Source organism: Stenotrophomonas sp. YJH_SMC_119, assembly GCF_059368315.1.
In genome coordinates this window covers 92,160-105,385 of record NZ_JCAFRP010000011.1, presented here as the reverse complement: position 1 = coordinate 105,385, position 13,226 = coordinate 92,160, and the positions used below count along the sequence as shown (strand labels likewise).

Genomic DNA, 13,226 nt, shown 5'->3' with positions numbered 1-13,226 from the left:
GCCGGCAACGGCGGTGGCCCATGCATCAGCGCGTGGGTGAACGGGTCTGGCCGGATACCGTGAACAGGACGCGCGCGGCCACACCGCCTGCACGCGCAGGACGACGACGGCCCCGGCAACCTCCCCGCGGAGATTCCAGGTCGAGTCAGGGAACGGTCGTGTCCCCCGGCCGGGGCCGGTATTCGGGCTGATGGACACGGGCCGCAGCCCACCTACTACCCGCCGCTTCCCAGGTGCGAGCCCAGTGCTGTTGGCAGGATTCGTTTCCATTCACCGCTGCGGGGCAGCTCCGGAATGGACGCGCGAGGCGCCTTCACCGGATTCCCGTTTAAATCCCTCCCCGCGCCGCAGCGATGGGAGGGATACCTTCGGCGTGTGCAAGGTGGACCTGTTGGTGGCGCCGGTCAAGAGCGCAGGGGTCAGAACCCGCTGCGCTGCAACGGGATCCGACCCCAGCGGAAGGAAGGGGTCGGATCCCGCTGCCACGCAGCGGGCTCTGACCCCGGTCGGGATGCACCTTCAATGCCCCACGGCCGCCCGCGTGCGGATGTCGTCCAGCCGCTGGTCGTACAGAAGATGGCCGTTCTCCCACACGGTCACCATTGCGTCCTCGAAGCCGTCCGGCAGGGTGTCGTCGCCGTTGGCCGGCAGTGGCACCGTATGCAGGCTGCCATCGTCCAGGTGGCGCAGCAGGCGCATGCGGCCGCGCTTGCTGGCCTTGCCGGCGTCGGTGACCGGATCCTTGTAGACGTCGATCCACTCGCCCTCGACCCGTGCGGCCGAGCACTTCAGCGCGAACTTCTGCGTATCGCGGTCCAGCCGCTGCAGCAGCGCACCGCCCATGCCGAAGGCCACGTTGTCGGCGGCGTAGCCGTCGTCGGTGATGCGCTGCAGGATCGCGCGGATGGTGTCCGGATTGATGCCATCGCCCTGGATCACCCGCACGTGGTTGAGCACGCGATAGCCCTTGCCGTTGATCGCGTGGCCGAAGGCTTCATCCAGCCGGCGCAGGCTTTCGGCCACCACCTCCACCGGGTCACCCGAGTCGGGACGGATGACCAGGGTGGCGCCCGACGCGATCACGTCATCGCGCAGGGTGGTGCCCCAGTGTTCGCTGATCGCGCGGTAGATGTCATAGCTGTCCGACACCACCGCCACGATCGAACCGGGCTTGCCGAACTGGCGCAGCATGTTGCGATAGGCGTCCACCTCGCGTTCGCGGCCCCAACTGGTGATGGTGCTGTGCTCGGCGGCCGGAATCGAATAGCCGGCCATCGGCGCGTGGTAGTGCGCGCGTGCCAGGCACAGCGCCGACACGGTATCGGTGCCGAGGAAGTTGACCAGGTGCGCGGCACCGCCCAACGCGGCCGATTCCAGGCTCGATACACCGCGCGCGCCGAAGTCGTGCAGCTTGAACGGCAGCTGCTCCTGCGGGTCGTCGCTGGTCTGCTGCAGGAACGCGGCGATGGTCTGCCGTGCGTGCCAGCTGATGGTGGCCACGGTGACCGGATACCACACGCGCAGCAGCAGCGTTTCCAGATACGACGGCACCCAGAACGCAGCCGGATCGGTCGACTCGATGGTCATCAGTGCCTGGTGGGTGGGCACCACGCTGCCCTCGGGAACGGCGCGGATGCGCACCGGCAGGTGGCCGCCAAGCCGGTCGACGATATCGCGCCAGCCGGCCTCGTTGAACGGTTCGCCGTGCGCGGCGAATACCGCAGCAGCGTCGTCGATGTCGGCGTGGGTGACCGGTCGTGCCAGCGCGTCCTTGAGGATCGCCTGCAGGCCGAAGAACACCGTGCGATCGTGCAGGCCGCCACGTGATTCGACGTAGAAGAACGTGGCATCGGTACCCGGCGGGTACTGCAGCCAATGGCTGGCCTTGTAGCTGTCGGTGTTGAGGAGAAGATTATCGAGGTAGTGCATGACGGAAGCTCCTTCGCGTCGAGTGACACCAGCGGTCTGTCCGCCAGTGGGGAGGCCGGGCCTGTCAGCCGCGGCCGAGGAAATACTCCAGGATGTGCAGGTGGTCTTCGAACAGCTGCGGGCCCATGTCCAGGGCTTCACTCACCGGTATCCAGCGCGCCTTGTCAGCGTCATCGCCGCCGCGCACCGGCGGCAGTTCACCGGCCGGGAATTCGAAGTGGAAACCGTGGGTGATGGTGCGGCCGCGCTGGCTGCGGTCGGGGTGGTCGAAGACCTGCTGGCCCTTCAGCGACCCCTTCAGCACCGGCAGCGGAATCTTCAGCCGGGTTTCCTCGCGTAGTTCGCGCAGGCAGCTGTCGAGCAGGCTCTGTTCCTGGCCGACGAAGCCGCCGGGCAGCGCCCACAGCCCCTTGCCGGGTTCCGAGCGGCGACGCACCAGCAGCACGTGGCCCGAATGCACCACCACCGCATCGGTGGTGACGAAGGTGGGCGCGTAGGGCGCATCCTTCCAGGCGGCCTTGTACTGTTCGATGAAGCGGTACTCGGCCACCAGCTGGCCATAGGCAGGCGCGCTTTTGCGGAACGCTTCAAGCATGTCGTACACCGGCGCCGGCACATTGCCACGCAGCATCAGCAGCGCACCGTGGAAGTCGACGTCGCCGGCTTCGAACAGGTAGCGCCGCAGCTCGGTGGCCGACAGGGTGGCGGTGTGCTGCACGTCCACCAGCGGCCACTGCGGGAACTCGCGCAGGTAGTAGCTGGACGCGTCCTTGTCCATGCCGATCAGGCCTACCTTCGCATCGGCGGCGGCGCCGTCGTTGCGCAGGGCTTCAGCCACCTGGCGCTGCACGTTGGCGATCCACTGCGCTTCGTTGTACAGGTGGTCACGCAGCGGGCGGATCAGCAGACGGTCGGTGTGGCCATCGAGGGCGGCCTGGATCATCACGGCGCGTTCGGCCACGGTCCAGGGATTGCGCAGGCTGCGGGGGGTATCGGCAGAGCCGACCAGGAAGATCAGCTTGCGGGCCCGGCTCAGGGCCAGGCGGGCAACGGCGGCGTGGCCGTTGTGGAAGGGCTCGAATCGCCCGATGAAGACGAGATAGTCGAATTCCATGAGAATCCCTCATGTCGTTGTGGCAGCCGCGGGTCTGTCCCTTGGCTTGCTGCAGATGCTACGCCGATGGCGGGGCGGGTCAAGCCTGCAGCCGTGCTTTCTGCTGAACGGCGCATCGCGTGCGCGGACTGCGCCGTTGTTCTCAGGCCCTGAGAAGCCCCTGCGCCATACTGGCACCCACGCGGCGGACGGCATGCTCGGGGGCAAGACAGTGGCGGACAAGTACTGCGATCTGGTCATGAAAGGCGGCATCACCAGCGGCATCGTGTACCCCAATGCGGTACTGGCGCTGGCGCGCGAGTATCGCTTCAAGAGCATCGGCGGCACTTCGGCCGGCGCCATCGCCGCCGCCGTGGCGGCTGCGGCGGCCTGCGGTGATCGTCGCCAGCAGGCCGGCGAGCACCTGCCCGGCGATGCAGGCTATGGCGGGTTGTCGGCGGTGTCGGCGCAGCTGTCGCGGCGCGGCTTCATCTACAGCCTGTTCCAGCCCGCACGCGGCGCACGCGCGGCCTATCGCCTGCTGGTGGTGCTGACCGGCAATGCCAGCCTGCCGCACAAGCTGCTGTGCCTGGCCGTTGCCGTGTTCGAGATCGCGCCGCTGGAAGTGCTGGTGTCGCTGGCGCTGCTGCTCGGCCTGGGCTGGTGGGGCGGTGGTTGGAGCGGGGTGGCGGCCACGCTGCTGCCGTCGCTGCTGTGTGCGTACGGTGCGGGTGTGGCCGGTGCCGCGCTTCGTGTGGCACGCGTGGCGCGACGCAATCTGCTGGGCCTGTGCAGCGGCCTCGGCCGCGATGCACGCACGCCGGCACTGACCGAGTGGCTGCACGAATGCCTGCAGCAGTTGTCCGGCAAGCCGCTGGATGCACCGCTCACCTTCGCCGACCTGCACGACGCGCCGCGCTATGCCGGCGAGCCGGACAGCCCGCATGCGATCAGCCTGCAGATGATCACCACCTGCGTGTCGCACAACGAGCCGCGCACGCTGCCGCTGGGCGGCGCGCAGTTCTGGTTCCTGCGCGAGGAATTCGAGCAGCTGTTCCCGGCCAGCGTGGTGCAGTGGCTGGTGACGCAGGCCGGCCCGCCGCTGGAGGTGGAAGGGCGGCAGTACTACCACCTGCCGCCGGGCCCGAAGCTGCCGGTGCTGGTGGCCACGCGCATGAGCCTGAGCTTCCCGCTGCTGATCAGCGCGGTGCCGCTGCATGAACCCTCACGCCGCGAACGACGCTGCGAGCCGACCGCGCCGGCGGCCGACCCCGAGCACAACGTGGCCGACAGCATGGAAGGGCTGACCAGCGCCGGGCAGGCTTGCGGCCCGGTGATCACCGCCTTCCGCATCTGCTGGTTCTCCGATGGTGGCATCAGCAGCAATTTCCCGATCCATCTGTTCGATGCCGCGTTGCCGCGCTGGCCGACCTTCGCCATCAATCTGGTCTACCCGCAGCACGCCGAAGAGGTGAACCACGGCAGCAGTGGCCGCCAGTCGCTGGAGCACGCGGTGTTCCTGCCCACCGAGAACCGACACGGCTGGCAGCGCACCTACCAGTCGATCGCCACACCGCTGGCGGCCGCCGAGCTGGGCCGCTTCCTGTTCGCGGTGGTGGCGACCATGCAGAACTGGCGCGATCTGCTGCAGGCGCGCGCGCCGGGCTACCGCGACCGCATCGTGCACGTCAGCCTGCAGGGCGACGAAGGCGGCATGAACCTGGACATGCCGCAGGAGGTGCTGACCCGCATCGCCGACAAGGGCAGCCTCGCCGGTGCGCGCTTCTGTTCGTTCTCGTTCGAGAACCACTACTGGATCCGCTGGCGCAACCTGGCCTCGGCCTACCAGCGCTACACGCTGGAAGTGGCACGCACCGATGATCCGGCGCAGCAGGTACTGGCCTACCGCGCGGCGTACGCGATGGTTGCCAGTGGCCAGCCGACGCCACCGTCGTACAAGCTGGGCTCGGAAGACAAGCGGCTGGCCGCGCAGCAGCTGTGGGGGTTGATGGTCGAGCAGGGACGTACCTGGGAAGACCTTGGCCCGGACCTCACTGACGGCGCACCGCGTCCGTTGCCGCAGATGAAGGTGACCCCGATCTACTGAGCCGGTAGTAGATCCACGCCATGCGTGGATGCATTTCGCGCAGGGCGAGAGCGTGCCGACCAACGGTCGGCACCCACCATCAGCATCAGCATCAGCATCAGCATCACCATCAGCATCACCATCAGCATCACCATCACCATCAGCATCAGCATCAGCATCAGCATCAGCATCAGGTTCCAGCAGCAGGAGGAAACTGTCGAAGGCGGGGTGGTGTCGGATTGCGGGGTGTCCGCGGCATGGATGCCGGGGGGCACTTCAGGGACGGGTTCACGGCGTCCCCGCAATCCGACACCACCCCGCCATCCCACGGAAAGCCCGCTGTTGCTTTTGAGGTTGCCGGCCAGCGGCCGGCACTACCGCAGGTGCAGGGCGCAGCCCTGCAGAACCCCCTATCGCCCCGGCAACTGCGCGAACGCGCGCTGCATGCAGTCCTCGCGCGGGCACACCCGGCAACCCGGCCCGATCGACACCGAGTTCCCCGGGCTCTGTACATCCAGCCCCAGCGAATACACCAGGCGTTCGGCATGCTGCAGGTCGCAGCCCAACGCCACCGCGAACGTCTTGCGTGGCTGGCCATGGCCCACCGGCCCGCTGCTGACCTGCCGCGCCAGCCAGAAGTGGCGCCGCCCATCGGGCATGCGCGCGGTCTGGGTGAGGATGCGGCCGGGCTGGTTGAACGCCTCGTAGACGATCCACAGCGGGCACGACCCTCCCACCTGCGAGAAATGGAAATCGGTGGCCGAATGGCGTTTGGACACGTTGCCGGCACGGTCCACGCGGATGAAGAAGAACGGCAGCCCGGGCGCGCTGCGCCGCGCCAACGTGCTCAGCCGATGACAGACCGCTTCAAAGCCCACGCCGAACTGGTGCGCCAGCAGCTCGATGTCGTAACTGCTGGCCTCGGCCGCACGCAGGAAACGCATGTACGGCATCACCAACGCACCGGCGAAGTAATTCGACAAGCCAATCCGCGCCTGCGCGATGCGTGCCTCATCGGTAAAGCCAGCGCGCGCCACCACCGCATCGATCTGCGGCAGGTAGCCGTGAAGGGCCAGCTCGGCCGCCATCTGGAACGCCTGCTGGCCGGGCTCAAGGTAATCGGGCAGCCACAGCCGCCGCGCACCGGCATCGTATTGCCGTTTCTCGCGCCCGGCCTGCAGTGCGGCCACTTCCACCAGCACGCCATGGCGGTCGGCCAGCAGCTGGCGCAGCCGCGGTGCCACATGCCCGGGCGACAGCCCCCATTCGGCGAACAGCTGCTCGGCCAGCTCGTCCAGTTCGGGGATGTGGTTGTGCATGCGGTTGAAGAACTCGCGCACCTGGTCGCCGGCGGGCAGGGTGCTGCCGGCACCGGGCTCGCCCAGCTGGAACTCCAGCGCGGCGGCATGCTCGCGCAGCGCCAGGTGGCGGCGGTGCAGGTCCAGCAGTGCGCGGCTGACCTGCGGCAGGTTGCCCGCCAGGGCGCGCAGTTCAGTGGCACTGACTTCGGCCAGGCCCAGATCGCGCAGGGTCTCGCCCAGCGCTTCCTGCAGGGCAGCGGGCTCATCTTCGTCGAACAGTGAGGAAACATCGCCCAATACCTCGCCCAGCTTCTTCTGCACGGCCGGGGTGAGTGGGCGTTTGTTGCGCTCGATCTGGTTCAGGTAACTGGCCGACAGGCCCAAGGCGCGGGCCAGGTCCACCTGGCTGTAGCCGCGCTGCTCGCGCAGCCGTAGCAAGCGCAGGCCAAGCTGCCGCTGGGTGGCTGAATAATTCACAAAATTAACATGAATCGTCTGGCGTGTTGGCCAGATTAAGCGGATTCAGCCCGGAAATCGAGACGGGTGCTGTGAATAATGCCAAGCATCTTTCGCACCCCGTGGGATTGTCGTCATGACTGTTGCAGCGCCCCGTATCCGCATGCTGATCGATGGCCAGTTCGTTGAATCGGCCACCTCCCACTGGCAGGACGTGATCAATCCGGCCACCCAGGACGTGCTGGCCAAGGTGCCGTTCGCCACCACCGGCGAAGTGGACGCCGCCGTCGCCGCCGCCAAGGAAGCCTTCAAGACCTGGCGCAAGACCCCGATCGGTACCCGCGCGCGCATCTTCCTGAAGTACCAGCAGCTGATCCGCGAGAACATGAGCGAGCTGGCCCACATCCTCACCGCCGAACAGGGCAAGACCCTGCCGGACGCCGAAGGTGATGTGTTCCGTGGCCTGGAAGTGGTCGAGCACGCTGCCGCCATCGGCAACCTGCAGCTGGGCGAGCTGGCCAACAACGTGGCCAATGGCGTGGACACCTACACGATCATGCAGCCGCTGGGCGTGTGCGCTGGCATCACCCCGTTCAACTTCCCGGCGATGATCCCGCTGTGGATGTTCCCGATGGCGATTGCAACGGGCAACACCTTCATCCTCAAGCCGTCCGAGCAGGACCCGATGGTCACCATGCGCCTGGTCGAGCTTGCCCTGGAAGCCGGCATTCCGAAGGGCGTTCTGAACGTCGTCCACGGCGGCGAGGAAGTGGTCAACGCGATCTGCGACCACCCGGACATCAAGGCCGTGTCGTTCGTCGGTTCCACCCGCGTCGGCACCCACGTCTACAATCGTGCCTCGCTGGCCGGCAAGCGCGTGCAGTGCATGATGGGCGCCAAGAACCACGCCGTGGTGCTGCCGGACGCCAACAAGGAACAGACCCTCAACGCGATGGTCGGTGCCGCCTTTGGTGCTGCGGGCCAGCGCTGCATGGCCGCTTCCACCCTGGTGCTGGTCGGTGAGGCGCGCAACTGGGTGCAGGACCTGGTCGAAAAGGCCAAGACGTTGAAGGTCAGCGCCGGCACCGTGTCCGGTACCGACGTCGGCCCGGTCATTTCCTGCAGCGCCCGCGAGCGCGTGGAAGGCCTGATCGCCTCGGGCGTGGAGCAGGGCGCCAAGCTGGTGCTGGATGGCCGCAAGCCGCAGGTCGATGGTTTCGAGAAGGGCAACTTCGTCGGCCCGACCATCTTTGCCGGTGTCACCACCGACATGCGCATCTACCAGGAAGAAATCTTCGGGCCGGTGCTGGTCATCCTCGAAGCAGAAACGCTGGAAGACGCCATCGCGATGGTCAACAGCAACCCGAACGGCAACGGCACCGCACTGTTCACCCAGTCCGGCGCGGCCGCGCGCAAGTTCCAGGAAGACATCGACGTCGGCCAGGTCGGCATCAACGTGCCGATCCCGGTGCCGGTGCCGCTGTTCTCGTTCACCGGTTCGCGCGCCTCCAAGCTGGGTGACCTGGGCCCGTACGGCAAGCAGGTGGTGCTGTTCTACACCCAGACCAAGACGGTCACCGCGCGCTGGTTCGATGACGAGACGCTGAGCCACGGCGTCAACACCACGATCAGCCTGAAGTAACGGCAGGAGCAGCCATGAGCCACTCGATGACGACGGAACTGGAAGAAGCGCAGCAGGCGTACCGCGAGGCGGCGCGCGACTTCGCACAGGCCGAACTGGCGCCGCACGCCGCGCGATGGGATGCGGAGGGCATCTTTCCGCGCGAGGCGATCGCCAAGGCCGGTGAACTGGGCTTCTGCGGCCTGTACATGGACCCGGAAGTGGGCGGCAGCGGCCTGAGCCGACTGGACGCCGCCGTCGTCATCGAGGAGCTCGCCAACGTCGATCCGTCGACCGCGGCTTACATCAGCATCCACAACATGGCCTCGTGGATGGTGTCCAGGTGGGGCCAGCCGGCCCTGCGCGATGCGTGGGGCACCGATTTGTCCTCGGGCCTCAAGCTGGCCTCGTACTGCCTGACCGAACCGGGTGCGGGTTCCGATGCGGCGTCGCTGAAGACCACCGCCGTGCGCGATGGCGACTTCTATGTGCTGAATGGCTCCAAGGCCTTCATTTCCGGCGCCGGTGCCACCGAGCTGCTGGTGGTGATGGCGCGCACCGGTGGTGCCGGTGCCGGCGGTGTCAGCGCCATTGCGGTGCCGTCGGACCTGCCGGGCATCAGCTTCGGCCGCAAGGAAGAGAAGATGGGCTGGAACAGCCAGCCCACCCGTGGCATCACCTTCGAAAACGTCCGCGTGCCGGTCAGCCACCTTCTGGGAGAGGAAGGCGGCGGCTTCAAGCTGGCGATGAAGGGTCTGGACGGCGGCCGCATCAACATCGCCGCCTGCTCGCTGGGTGCCGCGCAGGGTGCGCTGGATGCCGCGCGCCGCTACATGGGCGAGCGCCGCCAGTTCGGCAAGGCGCTGGCCGAGTTCCAGGCGCTGCAGTTCAAGCTGGCCGACATGGTCACCCAGCTGGTTGCCGCCCGGCAGATGGTGCACACCGCCGCGCGCAAGCTCGATGCCGGTGCCAGCGACGCCAACGTGTGGTGCGCGATGGCCAAGCGCTTCGCCACCGATGCCGGTTTCAACGTCTGCAACGAAGCGCTGCAGATCCACGGCGGCTACGGCTACATCCGCGAGTACCCGATCGAGCGCCTGCTGCGTGACTGCCGCGTGCACCAGATCCTGGAAGGCACCAACGAGATCATGCGGGTGATCGTTGCCCGTCACCTGCTCAACACCGAAGAGGAACTGCGATGAAGGATTGGCGTACCCAGGAGCACGTGGGCCTGAAGGTGGAGGTGGATGGTCACACCGCCGTGGTCACCCTGAACAACCCGCCGGCGCACACCTGGACCGTGCACAGCCTGTCGGCGCTGCGCGACCTGGTGGGTGCGCTCAACGCAGACCGCGACATCTACGCGCTGGTGATCACCGGTGACGGCGAGAAGTTCTTCTCCGCCGGTGCCGACCTCAACCAGTTCGCCTCCGGCGACAAGGCCGCTGCACGCGAGGCCGCGCGCCGCTTCGGTGAAGCCTTCGAAGCGCTGTCCGGTTTCCGCGGCGTGTCGATCGCCGCGATCAACGGCTACGCCATGGGCGGTGGCCTGGAATGCGCACTGGCCTGCGACCTGCGCATCATCGAAGACCACGCCCAGGTGGCGCTGCCGGAGGCCACCGTCGGCCTGTTGCCGTGTGCCGGTGGCACCCAGAACCTGCCGCGCCTGGTCGGCGAGGGCTGGGCCAAGCGCATGATCCTGCTGGGCGAGCGCATCAATGCCGAGACCGCACTGCGCATTGGCCTGGCCGAAGAAAAGGTCGGCAAGGGCGAAGCCAAGGCACTGGCCCTGGAATGGGCGAAGAAGGCCGGCAAGCAGAGCCCGACCAGCATCGCCGCCTGCAAGACCCTGGTGCAGTCCACCCGCACCGGCACCCACGCCTCGGCGCTGGTGGCCGAGCGTGAAGCCTTCGTCGACCTGTTCGACACCGCCGACCAGGTCGAGGGCGTGACCGCCTTCCTGGAAAAGCGCACCGCGCAGTGGAAGAACGCATGAGCATCGACACCGTTGCCGACGACGCACCGGTGCTGTTCGAGGAGCGCGTGGCCGGCAACGGCACGCGCATCGGCATCGCCACGCTCAACGCGCCGCGCACGCTCAATGGTTTCTCGCTGCCGATGGCGCACCTGCTGCTGAAGCAGCTGAATGCCTGGGCCGATGACGACGGCATCGCCATGGTGGTGCTGCAGGGCGCCGGTGAGAAGGCGTTCTGCGCCGGCGGCGACCTGCACAGCCTGTACAAGAGCATGGTCGCCTTCCGCGAGGCCGGCTGCAGCGACATCCGCGAGAACGACTACGCCGCCGAGTTCTTCGACGTTGAATACCGCGTCGATCATCTCATCCACACCTACGCCAAGCCGATCCTGTGCTGGGGCCATGGCATCGTGATGGGCGGCGGCATCGGCCTGATGTCCGGCGCCAGCCACCGCGTGGTCACCGAGCGCTCCAAGCTGGCCTTCCCGGAAATCACCGTTGGCCTGTTCCCCGATGTGGGTGGCAGCTGGCTGCTGCCGCGCGTACCGGGCAAGGGCGGCCTGTTCCTGGCGCTGACCGGCGCGCTGCTCAACCCGGGCGACGCTATCTACGCCGGCCTGGCCGACGTGCACGTGGCAGAAGAATGCCGCAGCGCGGTGTTCGATGCGCTGCTGCAGGTGGCCTGGTCGGGCGATGCCGCACACAACCACGAACGCCTGACCCATCTGCTGCAGTCGCACGCCAGCGACGCCGCCACCGGCCCGTTGCTGGCCAATGCGGCGCAGGTCGAGGCGCTGTGCGAAGGCGATGACCTGCAGGCCATCGTGGCGCGCATTGCCGGCCTGCAGACCGACGACGCCTGGTTGCAGGCCGCACAGAAGACTCTCGCCGCCGGTGCACCCGGTTCGGCACGGTTGGCGTACGAACTGCAGCGCCGCAGTGCCGGCCAGGATCTGGCCGCGATCTATCGCCTGGAGTACATCGTCGCGCTGCATTGCGCCGCCCACGGTGATTTCGCCGAAGGCATCCGCGCGTTGCTGATCGACAAGGACCGCAATCCGCAGTGGAACCCGGCCACCCTGGCTGAGGCCACCGGCGCGTGGGCCGATACCTTCTTCGCTTCCCCCTGGGCCGATGCCGCGCATCCGCTGGCCGACCTGGGCACTCCCCTTGTTGAAAGGAGCCTTGCATGAGCCGCATTGCATTCATCGGGTTGGGCAACATGGGTGGCCCGATGGCCGCCAATCTGGTCAAGAACGGCCACAGCGTGCGCGTGTTCGATCTGGTCCCGGCCGCGGTGCAGGCCGCCGTTGACGCCGGTGCCAGCGCTGCGTCGTCGGCACGCGACACCCTGGCCGATGCCGAAGTGGTGATCTCGATGCTGCCGGCCAGCCGCCACGTCGAAGGCGTGTATCTGGGCGATGACGGCATCCTCGCCGCGATTCCGGCCGGTGCGCTGGTCATCGACTGCAGCACGATCGCCCCGGCCAGCGCGCGCAAGGTCTCGGAAGCGGCCGCCGCGCGTGGCCTGCAGATGATCGACGCACCGGTGTCCGGCGGTACCGCCGGTGCCCAGGCCGGCACCCTGACCTTCATCGTCGGTGGCGAAGAGGACGCGCTGGAACGCGCCCGTCCGGTGCTGCAGGCGATGGGCAAGAACATCTTCCACGTCGGTGCCAGCGGCGCCGGCCAGGTGGCCAAGCTGTGCAACAACATGGCGCTGGGCGTGATCATGGCCGTCACCGGTGAAGCCATCGCCCTGGGCGTGGCGCACGGTCTGGACCCGAAGGTGCTGTCGCAGATGATGGCGGTCAGCACCGGCCGCAGCTGGGCCACCGAAGTGTGCAACCCGTGGCCGGGCGTGCTGGAAAACGCGCCGGCCTCGCGCGGCTACAGCGGCGGTTTCGGCAGCGATCTGATGCTGAAGGACATGGGCCTGGCGGTGGAAGCGGCGATGAGTGTCGGTGCCTCGATTCCGCTGGGCGAAGTGGCCCGCAACCTGTACTCGATGAACCACCAGGCCGGCCGCGGCAAGCTGGATTTCTCCAGCGTCGTGCAGCTCATCACCAGCGAAAAATGACCTGGTAGTGCCGGCCGCTGGCCGGCAACCTCATGCCCCCCTGTGGGACAACGAAGGTGGGATGGGCGGATGTTCGGTTTCGACCGGCATCCGCCCATTTTTTTGCTCTTTACGTTGGTAGTGCCGGCCGCTGGCCGGCAGCACCCCATCAGGCAACGATCAGCGTCACGTCGATGTTGCCGCGGGTGGCGTTGGAGTACGGGCACACGATGTGCGCCTTCTGCACCAGTTCTTCCACCTGCTCGCGCGGCACGCCCGGCACGTTGATGGTCAGCTCGGCTTCGATGCCGAAGCCGGTCGGGATCTGGCCGATGCCCACTTTGCCGGTCACGGTGGTGTCGGCCGGCAGCGCGACCTTGGCCTGGCCGGCCACGAACTTCAGCGCGCCCAGGAAGCAGGCCGAGTAGCCGGCGGCGAACAGCTGTTCCGGGTTGGTGCCCGGGCCACCGGCGCCGCCCAGCTCGCGCGGGGTCGACAGCTGGATGTCCAGCACGTTGTCGGAGGAGACGGAACGGCCTTCACGGCCGCCGGTGGAGGTGGCCTGGGCGGTGTACAGAACCTTTTCGATGGACATCGGGATGCTCCTGGTCGGTGGGTGGGTGGTGCGTTGGAGCCTACTTTGCCCGCTTTCCGGGTACGTTGGGTTGCAGGGCGTACGAAAAACTTGATCGATCGTCCTGCTGGC

General features: G+C 67.4%; 11 protein-coding genes and 1 riboswitch. Of the genes, 6 read left to right on the top strand and 5 right to left on the bottom strand.

Features of this window, described 5'->3' with window-relative positions; translation table 11 throughout:
- Nucleotides 1-156 precede the first annotated feature (156 nt).
- Nucleotides 157-386: riboswitch (cobalamin riboswitch) on the bottom strand.
- 133 nt (nt 387-519) lie between these two features.
- Nucleotides 520-1,929 (bottom strand): nicotinate phosphoribosyltransferase, encoded by a 1,410-nt coding sequence (locus tag AC5P6S_RS16110; RefSeq protein WP_060380900.1) that lies wholly within the window; start codon nt 1,927-1,929, stop codon nt 520-522.
- A 64-nt stretch (nt 1,930-1,993) separates the two neighbouring features.
- Nucleotides 1,994-3,043 (bottom strand): bifunctional nicotinamide-nucleotide adenylyltransferase/Nudix hydroxylase, encoded by a 1,050-nt coding sequence (locus AC5P6S_RS16105; protein WP_049403797.1) that lies wholly within the window; start codon nt 3,041-3,043, stop codon nt 1,994-1,996.
- Nucleotides 3,044-3,236: 193 nt separating this feature from the next.
- Here AC5P6S_RS16105 and AC5P6S_RS16100 point away from each other — a divergent pair, with 193 nt between their 5' ends.
- On the top strand, nt 3,237-5,129 hold the full coding sequence (locus AC5P6S_RS16100; RefSeq protein ID WP_111686762.1) for a patatin-like phospholipase family protein: 1,893 nt from the start codon (nt 3,237-3,239) through the stop codon (nt 5,127-5,129).
- Here the strand turns inward: AC5P6S_RS16100 and AC5P6S_RS16095 are convergent.
- A complete protein-coding gene (locus AC5P6S_RS16095) occupies nt 5,123-5,299 on the bottom strand; it encodes a hypothetical protein (RefSeq protein WP_165711181.1) in 177 nt (58 codons plus the stop codon). The two genes, AC5P6S_RS16100 and AC5P6S_RS16095, sit on opposite strands and share 7 nt — an antisense overlap.
- 219 nt (nt 5,300-5,518) lie before the next feature.
- Nucleotides 5,519-6,886 (bottom strand): helix-turn-helix domain-containing protein, encoded by a 1,368-nt coding sequence (locus AC5P6S_RS16090; RefSeq protein WP_012478808.1) that lies wholly within the window; start codon nt 6,884-6,886, stop codon nt 5,519-5,521.
- A gap of 115 nt (nt 6,887-7,001) precedes the next feature.
- Here AC5P6S_RS16090 and AC5P6S_RS16085 point away from each other — a divergent pair, with 115 nt between their 5' ends.
- From AC5P6S_RS16085 to mmsB, 5 genes are read left to right on the top strand one after another with little or no spacing between them, the layout of a single operon-like run.
- Nucleotides 7,002-8,507: a CoA-acylating methylmalonate-semialdehyde dehydrogenase gene (locus AC5P6S_RS16085; protein ID WP_012478809.1), complete on the top strand. Its 1,506-nt coding sequence runs from the start codon at nt 7,002-7,004 to the stop codon at nt 8,505-8,507.
- 14 nt (nt 8,508-8,521) lie between these two features.
- Nucleotides 8,522-9,688 (top strand): acyl-CoA dehydrogenase family protein, encoded by a 1,167-nt coding sequence (locus AC5P6S_RS16080; protein ID WP_060380143.1) that lies wholly within the window; start codon nt 8,522-8,524, stop codon nt 9,686-9,688.
- Nucleotides 9,685-10,482, top strand: a complete 798-nt coding sequence (locus AC5P6S_RS16075; RefSeq protein ID WP_005411946.1) for an enoyl-CoA hydratase — start codon at nt 9,685-9,687, stop codon at nt 10,480-10,482. Before AC5P6S_RS16080 ends, AC5P6S_RS16075 begins: the two co-directional genes overlap by 4 nt.
- Nucleotides 10,479-11,654: an enoyl-CoA hydratase/isomerase family protein gene (locus tag AC5P6S_RS16070; protein WP_495204671.1), complete on the top strand. Its 1,176-nt coding sequence runs from the start codon at nt 10,479-10,481 to the stop codon at nt 11,652-11,654. The genes AC5P6S_RS16075 and AC5P6S_RS16070 overlap by 4 nt, the downstream gene beginning before the upstream one ends.
- Entirely contained in the window at nt 11,651-12,541 is an 891-nt protein-coding gene (gene mmsB / locus AC5P6S_RS16065) for a 3-hydroxyisobutyrate dehydrogenase (RefSeq protein WP_005407687.1), read from the top strand. The genes AC5P6S_RS16070 and mmsB overlap by 4 nt, the downstream gene beginning before the upstream one ends.
- 148 nt (nt 12,542-12,689) lie before the next feature.
- Here mmsB and AC5P6S_RS16060 read toward each other — a convergent pair whose 3' ends face one another.
- Nucleotides 12,690-13,115: an organic hydroperoxide resistance protein gene (locus AC5P6S_RS16060; protein WP_004153735.1), complete on the bottom strand. Its 426-nt coding sequence runs from the start codon at nt 13,113-13,115 to the stop codon at nt 12,690-12,692.
- Nucleotides 13,116-13,226 lie beyond the last annotated feature (111 nt).

Excerpts from the sequence above, each read along its gene's own strand:
- AC5P6S_RS16110 (WP_060380900.1), bottom strand. The coding sequence starts at position 1,929 with ATGCACTACCTCGATAATCTTCTCCTCAACACCGACAGCTACAAGGCC.
- AC5P6S_RS16105 (WP_049403797.1), bottom strand. The coding sequence starts at position 3,043 with ATGGAATTCGACTATCTCGTCTTCATCGGGCGATTCGAGCCCTTCCAC.
- AC5P6S_RS16100 (WP_111686762.1), top strand. The coding sequence starts at position 3,237 with ATGCTCGGGGGCAAGACAGTGGCGGACAAGTACTGCGATCTGGTCATG.
- AC5P6S_RS16095 (WP_165711181.1), bottom strand. The coding sequence starts at position 5,299 with ATGCTGATGCTGATGCTGATGCTGATGCTGATGGTGATGGTGATGCTG.
- AC5P6S_RS16085 (WP_012478809.1), top strand. The coding sequence starts at position 7,002 with ATGACTGTTGCAGCGCCCCGTATCCGCATGCTGATCGATGGCCAGTTC.
- AC5P6S_RS16080 (WP_060380143.1), top strand. The coding sequence starts at position 8,522 with ATGAGCCACTCGATGACGACGGAACTGGAAGAAGCGCAGCAGGCGTAC.
- AC5P6S_RS16075 (WP_005411946.1), top strand. The coding sequence starts at position 9,685 with ATGAAGGATTGGCGTACCCAGGAGCACGTGGGCCTGAAGGTGGAGGTG.
- AC5P6S_RS16070 (WP_495204671.1), top strand. The coding sequence starts at position 10,479 with ATGAGCATCGACACCGTTGCCGACGACGCACCGGTGCTGTTCGAGGAG.
- mmsB (WP_005407687.1), top strand. The coding sequence starts at position 11,651 with ATGAGCCGCATTGCATTCATCGGGTTGGGCAACATGGGTGGCCCGATG.
- AC5P6S_RS16060 (WP_004153735.1), bottom strand. The coding sequence starts at position 13,115 with ATGTCCATCGAAAAGGTTCTGTACACCGCCCAGGCCACCTCCACCGGC.